Raw genomic sequence first — 21600 nt, forward strand, 5'->3', positions numbered from 1 at the left:
CTTGGTGCGTCGGCGCGGCCCTTGCGCGTCGGTCGGCAACGAGCCGCAACAGCGAGGCGGCACCGGCGGCCCCGAAGGGCGTGGTCGCCGGTGCCGCGTCAGCAGTCGGGAGCGAGGTCAGACCTCGAGCAGCTCGGCTTCCTTGTGCTTGATCAGCTCGTCCACGGTGCCGACGAAGCGCTGAGTCAGATCGTCCAGTTCCCGCTCGGCACGGCGCCCGTCGTCCTCACCGACCTCACCGGCCTTGACCAGCCGGTCCAGCTCCTCCTTGGCCTTGCGGCGGATGTTGCGGACCGCCACCTTGGCCTCCTCCCCCTTGTGCCGGGCCACCTTGATCATCTCGCGGCGGCGCTCCTCGGTCATCTGCGGGAGCAGAATGCGCAGCTGGTTACCCTCATTGTTGGGGTTCACCCCAAGGTCGGAGTCGCGGATCGCCTTTTCCATGGCGTTGGTCTGCGAGGTGTCGTACGGCTTGATGATGACCATACGGGGCTCCGGCACCCCGATCGACGCCATCTGCGGCAACGGGGTCGGGCTGCCGTAATAGTCGATGATGATCTTGGAGAACATGGCGGCGTTGGCGCGGCCCGTACGGATGGCCCCGAACTCCTCCTTGGCGTGCTCGATGGCCCGCTCCATCTTCTCCTCGGCCTCGAGGAGGGTTTCGTCGATCACCGTTCTCCTCGCCTCCTTCTATGCTCGTCGTGGCTGGTCGTGTCGGAGGACCGTCGAGGTCGAACCGCTCAGGTGGTGATCAGGGTACCGATCTTGTCGCCACCCACGGCCCGAGTGATGGTGTCGTCGCCCTGGGCGCCGAAGACCAACATCGGCAGGCCGTTCTCCATGCAGAGGCTGAACGCGGCGGCGTCGGCGACCCGCAGGTTTCGACGAAGCACCTCGGAGAAGGTGATCGAGTCGAACTTGCTGGCGGTCGAGTCGACGCGCGGATCCGCCGTGTAGACGCCGTCCACCCCGTTCTTGCTCATCAGCACCACATCTGCCCGGATCTCCAGAGCACGCTGCGCGGCGACGGTGTCGGTGGAGAAGTAGGGCATGCCGGCGCCGGCCCCGAAGATCACCACTCGCCCCTTCTCAAGGTGCCGGATGGCGCGCAGCGGAATGTAGGACTCGGCGACCTGGGCCATCGTGATGGCGCTCTGCACCCGGGTCTCGATGCCCTCCTTCTCCAAAAAGTCCTGGAGGGCGAGGCAGTTCATAACCGTACCGAGCATGCCCATGTAGTCGGCCCGGGCCCGGTCCATCCCCCGCTTCTGCAACTCGGCGCCCCGGAAGAAGTTACCTCCACCGACCACCACCGAGACCTGCACGCCGCGCCGGACCACGGTCGCGATCTGCTGGGCGATGGCCTGAACAACATCGGGATCGACACCGATCGCACCCCCGCCGAACACCTCGCCGGAGAGCTTCAGCACCACCCGCCGCGCGCGGCCAGGAGGCGGCGCCGTCGGATCCTCCGCCAGCAGACTCCGGTCACTCACAACCTGTGTCATCCTCCCCGCCCCTTCACCATGCGAACGCTGCACACGCCGCGAATTGCCGCCATCGACCCTATGTGACGAGGAGGCCGCGGTGCTTGACACGTACACCGGCGACCTCCTCGTCCACGTTCCCGTCCCGAGCGCCGGCAAGCGCTCAGGCTCGGCTCAGGCCTGGCCGACCTCGAACCGGACGAAGCGGGTGATCTCAACACCGGCCTCGGCCAGAACCTGCCGCACCGGCTTCTTGTTGTCGGTGACCGAGGCCTGCTCCAGCAGGACGAAGTCCTTGAAGAAGGAGTTCACCCGGCCCTCAACGATCTTCGGCAGCGCCGCCTCGGGCTTGTTCTCCTCCCGGGCGGTCTGCTCGGCGATGCGCCGCTCGGACTCGACGACCTCTGCCGGCACCTCGTCCCGGCTCAGGTACTGCGGGCGCATCGCGGCGATCTGCATCGCCACACCGCGCGCGTCGGCGTCCCCGGCCTCGTCGGTCTTGCCGGTGTACTGCACCAGCACACCGACGGCCGGCGGCAGATCCTGCGCCTTACGGTGCAGGTAGACCGCGACGGTGCCGTCCAGCTTCGCGAACCGGTTCAGCACCAGCTTCTCGCCGATCTTGGCGGACTGCTCCTGGATCAGCTCGGCGACGCCCTTGCCGTCGATCTCACTGGCCAGCAGCTCCTCGGCGTTACTGACGCCGGTGCGCTCGCCGTACTCGACCAGCTGCTGGGCCAGCGCGACGAAGCTGTCGGTCTTGGCGACGAAGTCCGTCTCGCAGTTCAGCTCCAGCAAGGCCTTGCCGGAGTGCGCGACCAAGCCGTTGGCGGCGGTCCGGCCGGCCCGCTTGCCGACGTCCTTGGCGCCCTTGACGCGCAGAACCTCGACAGCCTTGTCGAAGTCGCCCTCGGCCTCGGTCAACGCCTTCTTGCTGTCCATCATGCCGGCGCCGGTGAGGTCGCGGAGCTTCTTGACATCCGCGGCGGTGAAGTTGGACATGACTCTCTCTTCAGTGGTGAGACTGCGGGTGGGTGGTCTGGATGACGATGTACCCGGAGCCCCGGCCGAACGGCCGGGGCGGGTGGGCGGTCACTCCGCGGCGGCTGCCGCCGGCTGCTCCTCAGCCTTCGCCGGCTGCTCCTCGGTCTTCGCCGGCTGCTCCTCGGTCTTCGCCGGCTGCTCCTCGGTCTTCGCCGGCTGCTCGTCGCTCTTCTTCGGCTCCTCGAGCAGCTCGCGCTCCCACTCGGCCAGCGGCTCGTCGGCGGCGACCCCCGCCTCCGGCTTCTCGTCGGTGCCCCGACGGCGGCCGGAACGGGCGATCAGGCCGTCGGCGACAGCGGCGGCCACAACCTTGGTCAGCAGCTCCGCCGAGCGGATCGCGTCGTCGTTACCCGGGATCGGGTAGTCAACCTCGTCCGGGTCGCAGTTGGTGTCGAGCACCGCGATGACCGGAATGCCCAGCTTGCGGGCCTCGTCAACGGCGATGTGCTCCTTCTTCGTGTCGACCACCCAGATCGCGGCCGGGAGCTTCTGCATGTCCCGCAGGCCCCCGAGGGTACGCGACAGCTTCCCCTTCTCCCGGTTGAGCTGCAGCGTCTCCTTCTTGGTGTAGCCGGCTGCGGTGCCGCTCAGGTCACCGAGGGCCTCCAGCTCCTTCATCCGCTGGAGCCGCTTGTACACCGTCTGGAAGTTGGTCAGCATGCCGCCGAGCCAGCGGTGGTTGACGTACGGCTGACCAACCCGGGTCGCCTGCTCGGCGATCGCCTCCTGCGCCTGCTTCTTGGTCCCGACGAAGAGGATGCTGCCCCCCTCGGCGACCGTCCCGCGCACGAACTCGTACGCCTTCTCGATGTAGTCGAGGGTCTGGCGCAGGTCGATGATGTAGATACCGTTGCGCTCGGTGAAGATGAAGCGCTTCATCTTCGGGTTCCAGCGCCGGGTCTGGTGCCCGAAGTGGACACCGCTTTCGAGCAGCTGACGCATGGTCACGACGGCCATGGTTACTCCTTGCATCCCTGGTTGTTCCGCCCGGCCGGCGGCTGGGCGGCCTGGCGCCCGGTCGTCGGCCGTGGTGGGCCCGACCCAGCGGTCGGGACCAGGGAGCCGCCGCCCCACGGCAAGCCGCGGAGAGGGCGCGCGAGGTCGACCGCGCAAGGCGGTCGCCAGTCGACCAGTGTACGCCACCTCCCACAAACCCCGCCTTCGGGAGTAAGGGCCGCAACGCCGGGATTGTCGTGGGCCCCAGCAGCCGCCGGACCGGAGTTGGCCGACCGGCAGACCAGGGTTGGCCAGCCCCGACCGGGCAGATCAGCCGACCGCGAGCGCCGCCGCCACGAAGAGCACCAGGCCGGCGGTGAGACAGGCCGTCGGCGGACGCAGCCAACCGCGACCATCCGGCAACGACAACCCACCCGCACGCAGCCCGTACAGGCCAACGGCGAAGAGCGGCGCTCCGCCGACAAGGAACATCCCGGCCAGCACGTTCGCCGCCACCAACTCCCCGGACAACCCGTCCAGCAGCACCAGCAGTGCCGGCACCTCGAAGGCCAGCACCAGGACGGCGAAGATCACCGCCAACGCCGGGCGGCGCGTCCGATAGACACCGTCACCCGCCGGGGGCGCCGGCGTCGCTGCCGGCGACAGGTCACCACGCGGCCCGACCGGCGGCATCGGTCCGGTCGGCAGCTCCAGTGGGTTCACCGGCTCCTCGGGTGGGCGGTTCGACTCCACGATCGGGTACCCGCCCAACGCGCTCGGCCGCCCCGGCTCGGCGACCGGACCGGCCGCACCGAACACGTCCGCGCTGGAGGCCGAGAGTTGGTCACGTGCCTCCCGTGAGCGCCGCCCCGGCCGGTCAGCGGTGGCATCACCGGTGCTCTCCGGGTCCGTCTCGGCCCACCGGGAGCGGCTCGCCCGGTAGCCCTCGGTCTCGGACCGAGCGTCGCCGTACGCTCCCGTGGCGCTGAAACGTCCGGAGTCGTCCTCGCTGATCCGAAACGCACCGGAGTCCTCCGGTTTGACGAGCCCGGCCCGCCCGTCGCCAAAGCCGTCGTACCGGTGGCCCCCACCACCCTGCTCGGGGCCCCGGAGTTCCTCCTCGCCGTAGCGGCTCTCCCCCCGCCATGTCGGCTCCCCATAACCCCGCTCCCGGTCACCGGGGTGCCAACGCGACTCCTGATCTTCAGTGAAACTCCGTCGTCCGTCCACGTCGGCACCGTATGCGACCGACCGCGCGGACGCCATTCGCCGGGTCGTCCCCTCGGCCTGCACCAACCCCACCAACCTTGATTATCTGGACATCACTCCCCGTGCTCATCGAGGTGGTCCGGTCCACCAGCACGCCGGTTGGAGGCCACGATCGCGACGCCGAAGGCGATGTCCCTAGCACGGCGAGAGCTTGATCGTCCGTTCGTCCACAGGTGGGCTCGTCGTCCACAGGCCCGCGCCCCCAAACCACGCCCCGGAGCCAGCCCCGGCACCGTGCCGGGTATGAGCAGACACAACCAGTCGGTGGGCGCATACGGGGAGCGCTGCGCCCTCCGACACCTGATCACTGCCGGGCTACGGCCGGTGGCCCGCAACTGGCGCTGCCCGCACGGCGAGATCGACATCATCGCCTGGGACGGCCCGGTCCTCGCCATCTGCGAGGTCAAGACCCGGCGCACCGACACCTTCGGCACCCCCACCGCAGCCGTAACCGACGCCAAGGCCCGCCGGCTACGCCTCCTCGCCGCCCGCTGGCTCGCCGAGACCGGCACCCGGGCCGACGAGGTCCGCTTCGACGTGCTCTCCATCCGCCTCACCGGTGGTAGTCCTCGCATCGAGCACCTGAAAGGTGCGTTCTGACATGAGAGCACACCGATGAGCTACGCCCGGGTCCGCTGCGTCGGCCTGGTCGGCGTCACCGGGCATGTGCTGCAGGTCGAAGCCGACCTCGCCCCCGGCCTGCCCACCGTGGCGATCACCGGCCTACCGGACACCGCCCTACACGAAGCGCGCGACCGCGTCCGCGCCGCAGTGGTCAACTCCGGTCGGGCCTGGCCCAACCGCCGGATCACCATCAACCTGCTCCCCGCCACCCTGCCCAAACACGGCTCCAGCCTCGACCTCGCGATCGCGGTAGCGGTGCTGGGCAGCGCCGGGGAGCTACCCCTGGCCCCCCTGGATCAGGTGGTGCTCCTCGGTGAGCTGGGCCTGGACGGCACCGTCCGCCCCGTCCGCGGTGCCCTACCCATGGTCGCCGCGGCGGCCCGCGCCGGGCACCACCGGGTGGTCGTTCCCCTCGACAACGCCACCGAGGCGGGCATGATCCCCAGCATCCAGGTCCACGCCGTCCGCAGCCTCCGCCAGTTGGCCGCCTTCCTCACCGAGGGCACCCCGCTGCCGCAGCCGCCCCCGGCCACCCCGGCGGACCCCACCCCCACCCTCGACCTGGCCGACATCGCCGGCCAGAGCCTGGGTCGGCGGGCCCTGGAGATCGCCGCCGCCGGCGGCCACCACCTCGCCCTACTCGGCCCACCCGGCGCTGGCAAGACCATGCTCGCCGAACGGCTCCCGTCGGTCCTACCCGAGCTGCCCGACGACGCGGCGATGGAGGTGACCTCGCTGCACTCGATCGCCGGCCTGCTGCCCTCCGGTGGGCAGTTGATCCGACGACCACCGTTCCAGGCGCCGCACCACACCGCCACCGTTTCGGCATTGGTCGGTGGTGGCTCCGGCCTCGCCCGCCCCGGCGCGGTATCCCTGGCCCACCGAGGCGTACTGCTGCTCGACGAAGCTCCCGAATTCGATCGGCGCGCTCTCGACGCCCTCCGGCAGCCGCTCGAGCACGGCCGGGTCCGGTTGGCCCGCTCCCGCGGCACCGCCGAATACCCGGCCCAGGTGCAGCTTGTCCTGGCCGCCAATCCCTGCCCCTGCGCCAAACCAGCGGGCGACGTCTCCTGCGACTGCACCCCGCTCGCCCGCCGCCGCTACCTCGGCCGCCTCTCCGGCCCGCTCCTCGACCGGGTCGACATCCAGGTGACCGTGCGGCCGGTACGCGCCGCCGAGCTGGTGCAGGTGAGCTCCGACGGCGAGCCCTCGACCGTGGTGGCCGGCCGGGTCGCGACGGCCCGCGCGGCGGCCCGCGAGCGCTGGTCCCGCCTCGGCCAGCGGAGTAACGCCGAACTACCCGGCCCGGTGCTGCGGCGGCCACCCTGGTGCCTGCCCGGCCCGGTCATCCGGGAGTTACGTGCCCGGCTCGACCGAGGATCGCTCTCGGCCCGGGGCTTCGACCGGGTGCTCCGGTTGGCGTGGACGATCGCCGACCTGGACGGTCGGCAGCGCCCCGACGCCGAGGACGTCCGAGAGGCGATCGGCCTGCGCACCGGGGAGGCCCTGTGACCGCCCGAGGAGAGACCAGTGCCGGCTTCGGGCCAGCGGGAAACCCGGAGCAGGCCTGGATGAGGCACCCGACCAGTAGCCCGCCAGCGGCGGCGGCACTCGACGCCGACCGCCTCGCGCGGGTGGCGTTGACCTGGATCGCCGAACCGGGTAACCGGTCCGTCTTCAGATTGGTCGAGCAGCACGGCGCGGTTGGCGCGCTGACCCTGCTGCGGGAGGGCGGCGCCCCCGAGGAGGCACTGCGGCAGACCGTGACCGCCCGGCTCTCAGCCGCAGACCCGCTGGCAGTAGCCACGGAGGCGATGGAGCGCGCCAACCGCCTCGGCGCCCGGCTGGTGACGCCAGCCGACGACGAGTGGCCGCTGCCCGTTGCCGACCTACACCGCCTCGTCCTGGCGAGTTCGCCCCGCCGGGTCGACCGGGAGACCGCCCCACCGCTCTGCTTCTGGGTGCGGGGTGGGCACTCCCTGGCCGAGACGCTGGACCGGTCGGTCGCGTTGGTGGGCGCCCGGGCCGCGACCGGCTACGGCATCCACGTGGGCACCGAGCTGGCGTACGGACTGGCCGAGCGGGGCTGGACGATCGTCTCGGGCGGGGCATTCGGCATCGACGCCGCCGCCCACCGGGGGGCGCTGACCGCTGGCGGGCTGACCGTCTCCGTGCTCGCCTGCGGCCTGGACCGGCCGTACCCGATGGGCAATGCCGCCCTCTTCGAGCGGATCGCCGACACCGGGCTGCTGGTCAGCGAGTGGATACCGGGGGCGGATCCGCTGCGGCCCCGGTTCCTGATCCGCAACCGCGTGATCGCCGCGGCGACCCGGGGCAGCGTGCTGGTCGAGGCCGCCGCCCGCAGCGGAGCGACCCAGACGATGCACCGGGCCCTGGCGATCGCCCGGCCGGCGATGGTGGTGCCCGGCCCGGTCACCTCCACCATGTCCGTCGGGGCGCATGAGCTGCTCCGGCAGTATCCGGATGCCCGGCTGGTCACCTCCCCCGCCCAGGTGCTCGAGGAGGTGGGTCGCATCGGTGGGGACCTGGCACCGCTGGTACGCGGGCCCGCGCAGGTGCGGGACCAACTCGACGACGAGTCCACGATGGTGTTGGAGGCGCTGCCCCGGCGCGGCGTACGCGGAGTTGACGACATCGCAGCCCGATCCGGGGTGATGGCACGGACAGCGCTGCGCAAGCTGGCCCTCCTTGAGGAACTGGGCCTGGTCAGCCGACGCGGCGACGGGTACGCGCTCTCGCCCCCGCCGCGGGAACCCCCGACGTCGTAGGAGCCGTCGAGACCGCAGGAGCCGTCGGGACCGTAGAAGCCGGCAAGGCGCCCGTAGGCTGATCGGGTGCACGCCGACAAGCAGCTCACCATCGGTCCGCCGGGCCGATTCACCAGCTGACCCGAGGCCCGGCAGTGAAGCGAGGTCAGGCAGTGAAGCGAGGCGAAGCGACCCGGGCCCGGCACGCGGCGCTCCCTGTGCCGCTACGCGAGGCGGTGGACGACTTCGCGGCCCAGCTGGCCCAGGTCCAGAACCGCTCCGACCACACCGTCCGGGCATACGTGACCGATGTCATCAGTCTGCTCGACCACGCCGTACGGGCGGGAGCCCAGACTCCCGCTGACCTGACGCTCGCACAGATCCGCAGCTGGTTGGCCCGACAGCGCACGACGGGAGCCGCCCAGTCCACACTGGCCCGAAGGTCCGCCGCGGCCCGCACCTTCAGCGCCTGGGCCCACCACGACGGCCGGCTACCCACCGACGTCGCCGCCGGTCTGGCCAGTCCCCGCGCCCACCGGGAGCTACCCGCCGTACTCCCGATTGATCAGGCAGCCGCCCTGCTGGCAACGGCGCACACGGCGCCCCAGGAGCAGCCGGCCGACGACGTCCAGCCGGGTGCTGTCGACCCGGCCCGGCTACGAGACCAACTGCTGCTGGAGCTGCTGTACGCGACCGGGGTCCGGGTCAGTGAGGCGTGCGGGCTCAACGTCGCGGACGTGGACCCGGGCCGGCGGGTGCTCCGGGTGTTCGGCAAAGGGGGCCGGGAGCGCAGCGTGCCCTACGGAGTCCCGGCGCAACGGGCGCTCGACGCGTGGCTACGCCACGGCCGCCCCCGGCTGGTCGGCGCCCGGTCGGCGAACGCACTGCTGCTCGGGGCGCGGGGCGGCCGGCTCAACCCGACCACCGCGCGGGGGATCGTCGGCCGGTACGCGACCGCGGCGGGCCTACCCCGGACCAGCCCGCACGGGCTGCGGCACGCGGCGGCGACTCACCTGTTGGAGGGCGGCGCGGACCTGCGGGCGGTGCAGGAACTCCTCGGGCACTCCTCGCTGGCCAGTACCCAGATCTACACCCACGTGTCGGTCGAGCGGCTGCGGGCCGCGTACCGGCAGGCCCACCCTCGGGCGTGAGCCGGCGGGCCCGCCGCGGCGTTCCGCACGCCGATCCTGCGGGTGCACCAATTCCGGGCACCCCGCCACGACGCTCCCGCGGTCACCGCGAAAGCCACTGATGCGAACGGGCTACGTACCCAGCCACTCGGCGTGGGGACGTAGCCCGTGCTTGACAGGTTCCCGTTACTCCGGGACAACACCCCCCTCATCCCAGGTGGTGCCCTCCTCGGTGGGAAGCGCCCACTCCTCAGTCCCCAGGAGCCCCTCCTCGGTCGGGAGCGTCCAGTCTTCGGTCCACAGCGGCCCGGTATCGGTCGGCGCAGCCCAGTCTTCGGTCCACAGAGGTCCCGCGGTCGATGCAGACCACTCGTCGGTCCGCAGCGGGCCCTCCTCGTTCAGAAGGACATCCCGGTCAGTCCACCCATCTCCGCCAACGGCCTGAAGAATTGCATGCTGGTAGCGGCCCGCCGCCTGCCTACTCGTGAAACCCGTGCACGAGGTGACCTGCCGAGTTTCGGTGATCTCAGGCGAGAACCAGTCGTAGATATCTGTTTCTCCGGCCTCCGCTGTCGCGGGCGATCCGGTCTTCAGTCGATAACCCGCCTGCTGACACACCTGGTCTTGCGGCCGAATCAGATGCCATGCGGCGGCGGCGTCAAAGATCGGGTACGCAGGGCCGAAGTCTATGTCCTTCAGCATCTCCAGGCGCGGCATCGACGACTCGCCGTAGAACCGCGCGAGCGGGTCCGTACTGGTGGCCAGCCGCTCCAACTCCGGGATCGGGATCGGCGCCAGCGAGGAGAGGTCGAAGGTGATGGCAGTGAAAGGAATGGTCGTTTCGTCCAGGACGATCTGTTCGGCACGCGGGTCCATGATGTAGTTGAAGTCAACCAGCGGGGTGCCGAAGATCTCGAACACTGTCGTCGGCTTACTGCCGACGAGGGCGACAATCCGGGAGATGAGGGCGGCCTCTTCCGGGAAGTTCATGGTCAGACATGCCACGTCGGTCAACGGACCGATCGCCAGGATCGTCAACCCGCCGGTCTCCCGCAACTGGTCAGCCATGAACCGGACGCCGTCGTTGACGCAGGTATTGGTCAGATCCGCGCCGCCGGTGGTCTGCTGGGCCTCAACCGGCAACCAGACCTCCGCCCCCTGCACCACGGGTATGTCCGCACCGAGTGCATCAACCGTCGCCTGGGCGGTTACCACAGTCGATTCAGCCATCGAGTTTCCCATGGTCACCACAACGCCCCGCACATCGACCCCGTGAGCCAACGCAAGGGCGAGCGCGTACGAGTCGTCAATATCCGGGACCGAGGTGGACATACCATTACGGGCGCCCGTGGTCAGGCCCATCGACATATCGGTAGAAAAAAGCACTGGCTCACGTTGCCGATCACCCCGATGCTGAGGCTCCACGGAAGGGGGAACCGACGGGACATAGCGGTCACGATCGGGGGCAGCCCGACCATCATTCTGCACTGACGGGGAGCTCTCCGGCGCTAACGGCGACGTGGGATCCGCGAGCGCGGGCGGCATACTGCCCGCAACACCGACAGCCACCGTGCAGGCAAGCGCCCCGGCGGCAATCGTGGACGCGCGCCGCGTCGTCGGACGTACGATTTTCCACATCAGCATCACTTCCTGGGTGTAGAGATTTCGCGCTCGGACCTTGCTCCCAGCCGGCGCCCTGGGTTCGAAGGTTCGCCGACACCAAAGCGATACCGTTGGTGCACCCGCGTACGAGAACGAGCCGGATAGGCAGTTGTGCGAGGTTTACTCACGAGCGCTGCCAGAGGTCACAGTATCCAAGCTTTTGGCGATATCATGGGTTTCTCTCGGTTTTGCCCGAATCAGGTACCCGTTCGAGGCAGCGCCCGCATACCGACACCTGGGTGTCGGCTGACCCCCACGTCCGCGGCACAGACGAGCCGTTTGGCGAGCTCAGCCCACAACCAGCCCCGGATGGGGCAACACCACGGCTACAAGCTTTGGCGGGCACCGCCTCGCCGAGCCGAGATTCCCGTCCGCCATCACCGACCAGCACGGCATCGGTGCCGGTTGGCCTGCGTTGGCTTTTCAAGGGCCGAAACACCCGCTACCGAGGCGTACCGTCGAGTGGCAGCAGCCGCACGGGCCCCCGACCGAGCAGCGCCAACGGGTCCAGGTAGGTGCCACCTCGACGCAGACCCCAGTGCAGGCACGCCGGAGCCACACAGCCCGGGTGCCCGGCCCGCAGCCGGCCGATCGGCACTCCGGCCAGGACCGGTGTGCCCACCTCGACATCGGAGTACACCGGCTCATAGGTGGTCCGTAGGCCAGCGGCGTGCGTCACGGTGAGCACCGGGCGGCCGGCCACGGCGCCGGCGAAGGTGACCACCCCATCGCCCGCCGCCAACACTGGCGTGCCCGCGGCGGCTGCCAGGTCAACGCCGCGGTGGCCGGGCAACCAGGGCTGCGGCGGTGGATCGAACCGTCGCACGACCGGTGGCTCCCCGGGCAGCGGCCACTGGAAAGCCGGGACCGCCTCGGGCGACGGGGAGCCCGCCGCACTCGGCGTGGAACCAACCCCAAGCGAGGACTCCACCACCGGCGACGCGGGCCCCACCACCCACCACGTGGACCCCACCACCCACGACGCCGGCCCCACCACCGGCGACGCGGGCACGGCGGGCGTGGTGACCAGCCCAGTGCTGAGCAGGATGGCGAGGATCGGGGACGGCTCCATGGCGGCAGCCTGTTCGAACAGCCAGCCGATGGCCACCCCCACCCAGCTCACCCTGTGGATAGCCACAACACTGTGGACAAGAGTGCGGGGAGCGCCTCGATCTGCTGAACGAGGCCGGCCTGGGCCTGCCAGGGGAGTCAGCGGGACGTGCGGTCAGAGCGGCGTCCGGTCAGGGCGGCAGGAACTGGGCCCGCTGGGGAACGGGAGAGTCAGCGAGGTCCGGAGGTCAGTTGCCGAACCCTGAGTCGGCCGGCAGCGAGATGTCCGGCTTCTCCAGCTCTTCCACATTGACGTCTTTAAACGTCATTACCCGGACATTCTTGACGAAGCGGGCAGGACGATACATGTCCCACACCCAGGCGTCGTGCATCTCGACCTCGAAGTAGACCTCACCGTCCGAGTTACGCACGTGCAGGTCGACCTGGTTTGCCAGATAGAACCGACGCTCGGTCTCCACGACGTAGGAGAACTGGCGGACGATGTCGCGGTACTCCCGGTAGAGCTGCAGCTCCATCTCCGTCTCGTACTTTTCGAGATCTTCCGCGCTCATCCCATCCCGCCTTCCATGGCCACATCATTCCCCACCGACGCCGCAGCCCAGGGTCGGTCGCCCAACGCCACGCCGACGGTACCCTCTACCGCCCCAGCGCGTTCCATCGCCTCGTCGGCCGCGGCGACCAAAGGCCGACGAGCCCGGGGCGGGGCCCCGTGCCGACCGGAGACGGTGGCGACATTGACGTACGAGAACCGGTGTTCCGGGCACGGCCCGCGTTCCCGCAGCGCAGCCGAGTGCTCGGCGGTGATGTAACCCTTGTGCTCCGCGAACCCGTAACCAGGGAACTCCAGATCCAGCTCCACCATGATCCGATCTCGGGTGACCTTGGCCAGCACGCTGGCTGCCGCGACACAGGCCGCCACCCGGTCACCCTTCCAGACCGCCAACCCGGGCACGTCCAGCCCGTCCACCCCGAAGCCGTCGGTCAGCACATACTCCGGCCGGGTCGCCAGCGACGCCAGCGCACGACGCATCGCCGCCAGGTTGCACACGTGCAGTCCGCGCAGGTCCACCTCCGCCGCCGGGATCACCACCACCGCGTACGCCGACGCCCGGGCGACAACCTCCGCGTACACCCGCTCCCGGCTGGCCGGGGTGAGCAGCTTGGAGTCGGCGAGTCCGTCGATCTCCCCGCGCCGCCCTGGGGGCAGGATGGCGGCGGCGGCCACCAGCGGACCGGCGCAGGCGCCCCGACCGGCCTCGTCCGCGCCGGCCACCTGCCGAAATCCGCGTCGTTGCAGGGCACGCTCCAGCGCGTAGAGCCCGCCGTCGCGGCGGACGACGGTACGCGGCGGCGTCAGCACGGCCCACCCCTGTCCGCGCTCACCCACCGCTCGACGAGCAGGCGGCGGCCGGGCTCGGCGACGAGCGGCGCCCGGATGGGGCGACGTAGGGCGTGGGCGACGGTCATCGTCCCAGCCTGCCAGACGGCTTCGCCATCGCCTACCGGGCCTACCCGGCTCACCGGCTCAGGTTCCGGGCCGGGGAATGGGGCCGTACTGCTCGGGCACGCTCAGCCAGCGGGCCCGGTCCAGCGGCCAGAAGATCGTAAAGGCGCGGCCGACGAGACGATCCTCGGGCACCGTCGCCTGGTGGACGTCCTCCCCCGACTGCTGCCAGTGCTGCAACGAGTCGCCCGAGGCCGACCGGTGGTCGCCCATCACCCACAGCCGCCCCCGCGGGACGGTGATATCAAAGTCCTGGTCAGCGGGCTGGTCCCGCTCGCCGCCGACGGAGTAGAGGTACGGCTCGTCCAGGGCGACCCCGTTGATTGTGATCCGCCCCTGTTCGTCGCAGCAGACCACGTGGTCGCCGCCGATGCCGATGACCCGCTTGATGAAATCCTCCTCGTCTGGGCTCCAGGAGGTCGGCGCCTTGAAGACGACCACCTCGCCGCGTTTCGGCGAGCGAAAGTCGTACACCAACTTGTTGACCAGCACCCGATCGTCGATCTGGAGGGTGTTCTCCATCGACGGCGACGGGATGAAGAAGGTCTGCAGCACAAAGGCACGTACCAGCACCGCGACCAGAATCGCCACGCCCAGGAGAATTGGCAGCTCCTTCCAGAAGGAGTTGCGGGACTTGTCGGTCTGCTCGTCAATCACGGAATGGAGCCTACGTTGCCAAGCTGGGCGGCACGGGACGGAACGCGCGAGAACTGAGCCACGCGGCTGGGAGCGGAAGGAGTAGCAACGCGCCACCGTCAGGGTTCGGCCCAACCGGCGGTGGCTCGCTGGTCGGGGAACCCGCCGACGCCGGAACGCTCGCGAAGACCTCCGGAGTGGAGAGTGCGGCCCACCGCGACGACGGCCACACCACGCCGACCGCCCGTCCGACCACATTGTCAATCGGCACCGGGCCCTGGCACCGGGCGTCCTGGGAGACCAACCGGTTGTCACCCAGCACGAAGAGCTGCCCGGGTGGGACGATCACCTCGTCGAAGCGCCGCGCACGGCACTCCCCCGGATTCGGCGGGAGGTCCAGCGGCGAGTCGCGCCACACGTACGGCTCGTCGATGGCGACGCCGTTGACGAGCACTCGCCCCTGCTCGTCGCAGCAGCTCACCCGGTCGCCCGGCAGCCCGATCACCCGCTTGATGAAGTCCTGCTCGCCGGGGCCGCCGACGCCCACCAGATCAGCGAAGGTGGCGGTGAGCCGGCGCAGGAATCCGGGGTCGGGCTCCCCGTCGAGTTGGTCGGCCCACCGTTCGGTGCCGCGGAATACCACCACCTCGCCCCGCACCGGGTCCCGTACGTCGTAGACGACCTTGTTGACCAGCACCCGGTCCCCGACGAGCAGCGTCTCGGTCATCGAGCCGGATGGGATGTAGAACACCTGAAGCAGGAAGGTCCGGATCAGCACCGCGAGGCAGAAGGTGACGGTCAGCAGCAGCGGCAGCTCCTGCCAGAGCGGCAACGGGCGGCGGCGTCGCCGGGCCCGACGACGGCGTGGATCGACCGTGCCGTCCTCATCGCGCGTCTGCACCACGCCTCCCCGGTCCGCCGAAACGACACTGCCGCCCGGGGGCCTGGTCGAGGCCTCCGGGCGGCAGTGGACACCTGCCCCGCCGCTGGGCGGGGGCATCCGGCTGCGCTGCTACGTCCCGGGTGGTGCCCTCCGGTTCGTACACCATACGTGCAGCTCAGGACGGGTGGTGCAGCACGATTCAGCTCGGCTGCTTCTCCCGCTTCTCCTTGATCTTGGCCTTCTTGCCGCGCAGCTCGCGGAGGTAGTAGAGCTTGGCCCTCCGGACATCACCGCGGGTCACGACCTCGATGCGGTCGATGGCCGGGCTGTTGATCGGGTAGGTGCGCTCGACCCCCACCCCAAAGCTGATCTTGCGGACCAGGAAGGTCTCCCGCAGACCGTCACCCTGACGACGGATGACGACGCCCTGGAAGATCTGGACCCGGGACCGGTTTCCCTCGACGACCCGTGCGTGCACCTTGACGGTGTCACCGGCGCGGAAATCGGGAACGTCGGTCCGCTTCGACTGGGCGTCAAGCGCGTCCAGGATGTTCATCGCTGCGTCCTCGCGAGGCTCACGGCGCATCGTCAGTCGATGCGCGAATGGGTGATTCTGACCCCCGGGTGGCCGCCGGCACTCGCCGACCCCGGTCGAGGGTCCTCGCAGCCACCCGCGGCGCGGTCGACTGCGGCAACCCCCTATTTTGCCACACCCCCGGGGGCGGTCGGAAACCCGGCCCGCTCCAGCATCGCCCGGTCCTGCGGGTCCAGGCACTCCGGAGCCAGCGCGGCGATCATGTCGGGCCGCCGGACGACCGTCCGCGCCAGGGCCTCGTCCCGGCGCCAACGGGCGATCTTCCCGTGGTCCCCCGAGCGAAGCACCGCCGGCACCTCCTGACCCCGCCAGGCAGCCGGCTTGGTGTACATCGGCGCCTCCAGCAACCCGTGGGCGTGCGACTCGTCATCCAGCGAGCCAACGTTGCCGAGCACCCCGGGTAGCAGCCGGGTCACCGCCTCCAGGATCACCAGCACCGCCACCTCACCGCCGAAGAGCACATAGTCACCGAGGGAAACCTCGGTGACCGGCATCCGGCTCGCGGCGTGCTCGAGCACCCGCTGGTCGATCCCCTCATACCGGCCACAGGCGAAGAGGAGGTGCGGCTCGGCGGCCAGTTCGTGGGCCAGCGCCTGGGTGAACGGAACACCGGCCGGCGTGGGCACCAGCAGCCGGGGCGGGTTACCTCCCGGCGGGGCGAGCGCGTCCAGCGCCTCCCCCCACGGCTCCGGCCGCATCACCATCCCCGGGCCCCCACCGTACGGCGTGTCGTCGACCGTGCGGTGCACGTCGTGGGTCCAGGTACGGAGGTCGTGCACAGCCAACTGGAGGGCGCCACCGGCCCGGGCCCTGCCGATCAGCGACAGGTCCAGCGGAGCGAAGTACTCCGGAAAGATCGACACGACGTCTACACGCATTGCGGGGGCTCCAACAGCTGTGCGGGCCGGACGGCCGGGCCACCGGATACCGCCCGGGGTAGCGCTGACCGCCGGGGTCAGAGGTCAAGCAGGCCGCCGGGCGGATCCACGACCACCCGACCGCCGGCGAGATCAACCTCGGGGACGATCGCCCGGACGAACGGGATCAACACGTCCCGACGGCCGGAACGGCGCAGCACCAGCAGGTCCGCGGCGGGGGCGTGGTCGATCCGGGAGACCTCACCCAGCCGTTCCCCAGCCGGGGTGACCACGGCCAGGCCGACCAGTTGCTGGTCGTGGAACTCCTCCGGGTCCGTCGGCGGAGCCACGTCAGCGAGGTCCACGCCGACCAGGGTGCCGCGGAGCGCCTCGGCGACGTTGCGGTCGAGCACACCCTCGAACGCCACCAGCAACACCCGCCCCTGATGCCACCGCGCCGCCTCGACGGTCAGTTCACCCGGCACCCGGTACGCCTCGGGGTGGGCGGGCACGCTCGCCCCGGGTAGGTTCGCCCCGGGCTCGGTGCGCAGCACCGAGCCCGGGGCGAACCGCGTCTCAGGTTCGTCGGTCCGCACCTCCACGGTCACCTCACCGCGGATCCCGTGCGGTTTGCCGATCCTGCCGACGACGAGCATCAGTACGAGTCGACGATGTCGACGCGTACGCCGCGTCCACCGATGGAACCGATGACCTGGCGCAGCGCCTTGGCGGTCCGCCCGGACCGCCCGATCACCGTGCCGAGGTCCTCCGGGTGCACGCGGACTTCGAGCCGCTTGCCCCGCCGGGAGTCGACCAGCCGGACGCGGACATCGTCGGGGTTGTCGACGATGCCCTTGACCAGATGCTCCAGCGCCGGACGCAGTGCCACGTCAGCCCTGCTCGCCGGAGCCCGCACCGGCCTGCTCCTCGGTCTTCGGCGCCGCCTCGTCGGTCTTCGGCGCCGCCTCGGCCTTGGCGGCCTTCTTCGCCGGCTTGGTCGGAGCCTCCGCCAGACCAGCGGCGGCCTTCGCCTCAGCCTCGTACGCCGCCTTGCGGTCGACCCGCTCGGGGGCGACCTTCAGCGGCTCGGGGGCCGGCAGGCCCTTGAACTTCTGCCAGTCGCCGGTCTTCTCCAGCAGGCGCTGCACCGCCTCGCTCGGCTGCGCGCCCACGGAGAGCCAGTACTGCACCCGGTCCGACTTGACCTCGATCACCGAAGGGTCATGCTTCGGCTGGTAGATCCCGACGAACTCGATCGCCCGGCCGTCACGCTTGGTGCGCGAATCGGCGATGACGATGCGGTACTGCGGGTTGCGGATCTTGCCCATCCGCAGGAGCCGGATCTTTACGGCCACAGTGTTTTCGCTCCTGTTGTTTCCACCGCCTCTGGACGGGCGGTGCACGGTTGAGCGCGCTCTCCGGCACAGTGGGGTTGGGCCGGAGGTTGCTCGGGTGGACTGACGTGGTGCCCGGGTAGAGGGCGCCGGACCCACGTCGGATACCAGCCAGCCATTCTGCCAGATCGGACCGAGAAGCCTCACATCGGACCGGCCCCGGCGCACCATTCGCCTATGACGAAGAGCACACGGATTCGGTCAGGGTAGGCCGCCACGCTCACGGCAGTCGGTATCGGGCAGCCGGGTGGGCAGCGTCGGTTCCGGCAGCCGGGTGGGCGCCGTCAGCGCGCCGGCGGCCGATCCCACCCGGGCGGCAGGTCCAGCGGGGCTGCCCACTCGGCCGGCGGCACGAAGTCACACCAGGTGCCATCGAACGGGAACTCACCCGCCTCGGCCCGGCCGATCACCCGCTTTCCCTCGGCCCAGACGGCGTCCGGGTCGGGCACCCAGTAGTGCGCCGGGAAGTCGAGCCGCTCGGCGAACTCGTCCTCGTCCTTCCACGCCCAGCGGCGGTCCGCGTGGATCAGCACGTCAAGGTCCTGGTCCACCACGTCAACGCCGGCGAGTCCACCGTCGGCCCAGCGAACACCAGGTTCCTCGAGGTTGACGTACCAATGGGCGAAATGCCCTTGCTCGTCCTGGAAGAACCAGACCGAGTGCGCGGCCCCGACCGGCAGGAACTTCAGCAGGGGTGGCCCCTGCCACCGCGTGCGCGTCAGCCGGCGCGCGGAGACGATCCACTCGGCGAACGGGATCGCCCGCATCCCGACTCCGGCGTCGGTGGTCTCGCTGGCCACCTCGGAGCCCCGGGGGATCCAGAGCAGCAGCCCCCGGTGGTCATCGCTGACCACGCGCGCCGGACGAACCCAGCCGATCTGCCCCCGCCGCACGTTGCGGTGCACCACCAACCGCCCAGGCTCGAATCTCACCTGGCCGACCCTACCGCCCGCCGACGACCGGTCGGAACGCCAAGCCCACCCAACCGACGACCGGTCGCAACGCCGGGGACCCGGTTCGCTCCACTCGCTGTCGAGCTGCCCCACAAGGGCGCTCGAGCCCGCTCGGGCCAGCTTGGGTCGGACCGGTCGGACCGGCTCGACGGCCGTACCGGGCTCGGGCGTGGACGCAGCTCAGTAGGCCCGGGACAGAATGGCGACCAGGTCCGGCTCGTCCTCGTTGTCGGGCACCGAGCCATCTGCCCGGATCAGGCATCGCACGGTGACACCCTGGGCGTTCGCCTCCACCTCGCCCTTGGTGCCGACCACCGACCACGGCACCCGGGCCCAGCCCGTCGCCGCCGCCTCGATCGCCTCGGCGAGCGTCCCCACCTCGTGGGTCCGCGCCTGCCGGCTGGCGAGCGCCTGGTCGTGCAGCGCCTGCTGGTCAGCGTCGAGCGCCGCGCGCACCACGCCGACCACGTCGGCCACCGGAACCGGGGACTTCGAGCCGTCCGTCCGCCGAACCACGACCGCGTTCCCCGCCGCCAGGTCGCGGGGGCCGATCTCGACGCGGATCGGGTAGCCGCGCAACTCCGCGTCGACCGCGCGACGCCCGAAGGGGGTGTCGGTCCGGTCGTCGAGGGCGACCCGGACACCGGCATCCCGCAGCGCGTCGTGCAGCCGTGTCGCGGCCTCGCCGACCCCCTCGCCGTCCTTGACGACCATGACGTACGCCTGGACCGGCGCGAGCTTCGGCGGCACCCGCAGGCCGTTGTCGTCGCCGTGGCACATGATCAGGCCACCCAGCATCCGGGTGGAGGTGCCCCACGAGGTGGTCCAGGCGTACTCCCGTCCCCCCTCGGCCGAGGTGTAGCTGATGTCGAAGGCGCGGCCGAAGTTCTGCCCCAGCTCGTGGCTGGTGCCCAGCTGGAGCGCCTTGCCGTCGCCCATCATGCCCTCGAGGGTGTAGGTGGCGGTCGCACCGGCGAACCGCTCCCGGGCGGTCTTGAGACCCACCTGCACCGGGATGGCGAGGACGTTGACCAGCAGGTCCTCGTACGCCTCGTGCAGAATCCGCCGCGCGTAGGCGCGGGCGTCCTCGCGGGTCGTGTGCGCGGTGTGCCCCTCCTGCCAGAGGAACTCGCTGGTCCGCAGGAAGATGCGGGGGCGTAGCTCCCAGCGGACCACGTTCGCCCACTGGTTGAGCAGCAACGGCAGGTCCCGGTACGAGTCGACCCACTTGGCCATGAACTCGCCGATGACGGTCTCGCTGGTCGGACGGACCACGACCGGCTCGGCGAGCTGCTTGCCGCCACCGTGGGTGACCACCGCCAGCTCCGGCGAGAAGCCCTCGACGTGCTCGGCCTCGCGTTTGAGGTGGCCCTCCGGGATGAAGAGCGGGAAGTACGCGTTCTCCGCGCCGGCAGCCTTGATCCGGTTGTCCATCTCGGCCTGCATCCGCTCCCAGATGGCGTAGCCAGCTGGTCGGATCACCATGGTCCCCCGGACCGGGCCGTTGTCGGCCAGCTTCGCCTTGGCGATCAGGTCCTGGTACCAGCGGGGGAAGTCCTCCGCACGGGGAGTGAGCACGCGCGCCATGACCGCACATCCTATGTGCCGCCGGAGCGGTCGCCGCCGGCGGGCGGTCGCTCCACCCCCGACCGCCGACCCGCCCCGGTGGATCAGCGCAGGACCCGGCCGCGGAGGACGACCCGGTCGGGGGCCCGGACGACGCGGAGGTCCCGCCGCGGATCCTGCGGGTAGACGACCAGATCGGCCAGGCCCCCCTCGACCAGGCCGGGGAAGCCGAGCCACTCGCGGGCCCGCCAGGAGGCGGCGGCGAGGACGGCCTCGGCGGGGATCCCGGCCTCCTCGTGCAGCAGCAGCATCTCCTCGGCGGCCAGACCGTGTGCGATGCCACCGCCGGCATCCGTGCCCACGTAGATCGGCACGCCGGCCTGGTGTGCGGCGCGGACCACCTCGGGGAAGCGGTCTCGCAGGGCGAGCATGTGGTCGGCGTAGCTGGGGAACTTCGCCCGCGCCTGGTCCGCGATGCCGCCGAAGGTACGTATGTTGATCATGGTGGGTACCAGCGCGGTGCCCTGCCGGGCCATCACGTCGATCAGATCCAGGCTCAGGCCGGTGCCGTGTTCCACCGAGTCGACCCCGGCCCGCACCATGATCTCCACGGCGGACTCGGAGAAGGTGTGCACCGCGGCGCGGGCCCCGGCGGCGTGGGCGGCCCGAACCGCGGCGGTCATGGTCTCCGCGTCCCAGGCAGGGGCGAGATCGCCGACACCACGATCGATCCAGTCGCCGACCAGCTTGACCCACCCGTTGCCGGCGTCGGCCTGCGCGGTGACGGTCGCGGCCACCTCTGCCGCGCCGACCTCCACCCCGACCCCGCGCAGGTAGCGCTTCGGTGGGGCGACATGCCGGCCGGCCCGGGCCAGCCGCGGCAGGTCTGGGGCGTCGTCGAGCTCCGGATACGGGTACGGGGAGCCGGCGTCCCGGATGGCGAGCACCCCGGCATCCCGGTTGACCTCGGCCAGCTCGCGGGCCTGGTCGAGCGAGGTGATCGGCGTCCCGCCCCGGGCGATGCCGATGTGGCAGTGCGCGTCGGTCAGACCGGGGAGCAGGAAGCCACCGTCGGCGATGGTCTCCGCGCCGGCCACCGGCTCGAGGGTCACCCGGTCACCGACCAGCCAGATGTCTCGGACCTCGTCCTCGGGCAGGAGCACACCACGCACGTGCAAAGCCATACGCTCAGTCCTACCGGATCGCCCGCCGCGGCGC

The 21600-nt window shown here is 70.6% G+C and carries 23 protein-coding genes; 4 read left to right on the forward strand and 19 right to left on the reverse strand.

Features of this window, described 5'->3' with window-relative positions:
* Positions 1–117: 117 nt before the first annotated feature.
* The 5 genes from frr to SALPAC3_RS0107940 form a co-directional block, all read right to left on the reverse strand.
* Positions 118–675, reverse strand: coding sequence for a ribosome recycling factor (gene frr, locus SALPAC3_RS0107920; RefSeq protein ID WP_018220709.1), 558 nt, complete (start codon positions 673–675; stop codon positions 118–120).
* A gap of 68 nt (positions 676–743) precedes the next feature.
* Positions 744–1511 carry a UMP kinase gene (pyrH, locus tag SALPAC3_RS0107925; protein ID WP_033660626.1) on the reverse strand — a complete coding sequence of 256 codons (768 nt, stop codon included), beginning with the start codon at positions 1509–1511 and terminating at the stop codon, positions 744–746.
* Between the two features lie 153 nt (positions 1512–1664).
* Positions 1665–2492 (reverse strand): translation elongation factor Ts, encoded by an 828-nt coding sequence (gene tsf, locus SALPAC3_RS0107930; protein WP_018220711.1) that lies wholly within the window; start codon positions 2490–2492, stop codon positions 1665–1667.
* Between the two features lie 90 nt (positions 2493–2582).
* Positions 2583–3491 (reverse strand): 30S ribosomal protein S2, encoded by a 909-nt coding sequence (gene rpsB / locus SALPAC3_RS0107935; RefSeq protein WP_018220712.1) that lies wholly within the window; start codon positions 3489–3491, stop codon positions 2583–2585.
* 309 nt (positions 3492–3800) lie between these two features.
* Complete coding sequence (locus SALPAC3_RS0107940; RefSeq protein WP_026185343.1) at positions 3801–4736, reverse strand: hypothetical protein; 936 nt, start codon at positions 4734–4736, stop codon at positions 3801–3803.
* Between the two features lie 246 nt (positions 4737–4982).
* Between SALPAC3_RS0107940 and SALPAC3_RS0107945 the strand changes: the two genes are divergently transcribed.
* The 4 genes from SALPAC3_RS0107945 (at position 4983) to SALPAC3_RS0107960 (ending at position 9282) form a co-directional block, all read left to right on the forward strand.
* Positions 4983–5339, forward strand: a complete 357-nt coding sequence (locus SALPAC3_RS0107945) for a YraN family protein (RefSeq protein ID WP_018220714.1) — start codon at positions 4983–4985, stop codon at positions 5337–5339.
* Positions 5340–5354: 15 nt separating this feature from the next.
* Entirely contained in the window at positions 5355–6875 is a 1521-nt protein-coding gene (locus SALPAC3_RS0107950) for a YifB family Mg chelatase-like AAA ATPase (RefSeq protein ID WP_018220715.1), read from the forward strand.
* Positions 6872–8152 carry a DNA-processing protein DprA gene (locus SALPAC3_RS0107955; protein ID WP_018220716.1) on the forward strand — a complete coding sequence of 427 codons (1281 nt, stop codon included), beginning with the start codon at positions 6872–6874 and terminating at the stop codon, positions 8150–8152. Before SALPAC3_RS0107950 ends, SALPAC3_RS0107955 begins: the two co-directional genes overlap by 4 nt.
* Positions 8153–8304: 152 nt before the next feature.
* Positions 8305–9282 (forward strand): tyrosine recombinase XerC, encoded by a 978-nt coding sequence (locus SALPAC3_RS0107960; protein ID WP_018220717.1) that lies wholly within the window; start codon positions 8305–8307, stop codon positions 9280–9282.
* Positions 9283–9447: 165 nt separating this feature from the next.
* On the opposite strand, the gene SALPAC3_RS0107965 is transcribed toward SALPAC3_RS0107960, so the two are convergent.
* From SALPAC3_RS0107965 to SALPAC3_RS0108035, 14 genes are all read right to left on the reverse strand, one after another.
* Positions 9448–10629 carry a nucleoside hydrolase gene (locus SALPAC3_RS0107965; protein ID WP_026185344.1) on the reverse strand — a complete coding sequence of 394 codons (1182 nt, stop codon included), beginning with the start codon at positions 10627–10629 and terminating at the stop codon, positions 9448–9450.
* Between the two features lie 736 nt (positions 10630–11365).
* A complete protein-coding gene (locus tag SALPAC3_RS0107970) occupies positions 11366–11995 on the reverse strand; it encodes a M23 family metallopeptidase (RefSeq protein ID WP_050563733.1) in 630 nt (209 codons plus the stop codon).
* Positions 11996–12221: 226 nt separating this feature from the next.
* Positions 12222–12545: a DUF2469 domain-containing protein gene (locus tag SALPAC3_RS0107975; protein WP_018218957.1), complete on the reverse strand. Its 324-nt coding sequence runs from the start codon at positions 12543–12545 to the stop codon at positions 12222–12224.
* Complete coding sequence (locus SALPAC3_RS0107980; RefSeq protein ID WP_018220720.1) at positions 12542–13354, reverse strand: ribonuclease HII; 813 nt, start codon at positions 13352–13354, stop codon at positions 12542–12544. Before SALPAC3_RS0107980 ends, SALPAC3_RS0107975 begins: the two co-directional genes overlap by 4 nt.
* A gap of 165 nt (positions 13355–13519) precedes the next feature.
* Complete coding sequence (lepB, locus tag SALPAC3_RS0107985) at positions 13520–14155, reverse strand: signal peptidase I (protein ID WP_018220721.1); 636 nt, start codon at positions 14153–14155, stop codon at positions 13520–13522.
* A 10-nt stretch (positions 14156–14165) separates the two neighbouring features.
* Positions 14166–15038, reverse strand: coding sequence for a signal peptidase I (gene lepB, locus SALPAC3_RS0107990; protein WP_018220722.1), 873 nt, complete (start codon positions 15036–15038; stop codon positions 14166–14168).
* A 178-nt stretch (positions 15039–15216) separates the two neighbouring features.
* Positions 15217–15573, reverse strand: coding sequence for a 50S ribosomal protein L19 (gene rplS / locus SALPAC3_RS0107995; protein ID WP_018218952.1), 357 nt, complete (start codon positions 15571–15573; stop codon positions 15217–15219).
* Between the two features lie 143 nt (positions 15574–15716).
* Entirely contained in the window at positions 15717–16490 is a 774-nt protein-coding gene (gene trmD, locus SALPAC3_RS0108000) for a tRNA (guanosine(37)-N1)-methyltransferase TrmD (RefSeq protein WP_018220723.1), read from the reverse strand.
* A gap of 77 nt (positions 16491–16567) precedes the next feature.
* The gene (gene rimM / locus SALPAC3_RS0108005) at positions 16568–17125 is read right to left on the reverse strand and encodes a ribosome maturation factor RimM (protein ID WP_018220724.1); all 558 of its coding nucleotides are present in this window, start codon (positions 17123–17125) and stop codon (positions 16568–16570) included.
* On the reverse strand, positions 17125–17385 hold the full coding sequence (locus SALPAC3_RS0108010; RefSeq protein WP_011905208.1) for an RNA-binding protein: 261 nt from the start codon (positions 17383–17385) through the stop codon (positions 17125–17127). The genes rimM and SALPAC3_RS0108010 overlap by 1 nt, the downstream gene beginning before the upstream one ends.
* Positions 17360–17824 carry a 30S ribosomal protein S16 gene (gene rpsP / locus SALPAC3_RS0108015; RefSeq protein ID WP_011905207.1) on the reverse strand — a complete coding sequence of 155 codons (465 nt, stop codon included), beginning with the start codon at positions 17822–17824 and terminating at the stop codon, positions 17360–17362. Before rpsP ends, SALPAC3_RS0108010 begins: the two co-directional genes overlap by 26 nt.
* 323 nt (positions 17825–18147) lie before the next feature.
* Positions 18148–18795, reverse strand: coding sequence for a ribonuclease FAU-1 family protein (locus SALPAC3_RS0108025; protein ID WP_026185346.1), 648 nt, complete (start codon positions 18793–18795; stop codon positions 18148–18150).
* A gap of 201 nt (positions 18796–18996) precedes the next feature.
* Complete coding sequence (proS, locus tag SALPAC3_RS0108030) at positions 18997–20403, reverse strand: proline--tRNA ligase (RefSeq protein WP_018220727.1); 1407 nt, start codon at positions 20401–20403, stop codon at positions 18997–18999.
* Between the two features lie 83 nt (positions 20404–20486).
* On the reverse strand, positions 20487–21566 hold the full coding sequence (locus SALPAC3_RS0108035) for an amidohydrolase family protein (RefSeq protein WP_018220728.1): 1080 nt from the start codon (positions 21564–21566) through the stop codon (positions 20487–20489).
* Between the last annotated feature and the right edge of the window lie 34 nt (positions 21567–21600).

The organism is Salinispora pacifica DSM 45544 (genome assembly GCF_000378845.1).
Classification (GTDB): Bacteria; Actinomycetota; Actinomycetes; order Mycobacteriales; family Micromonosporaceae; genus Micromonospora; species Micromonospora pacifica.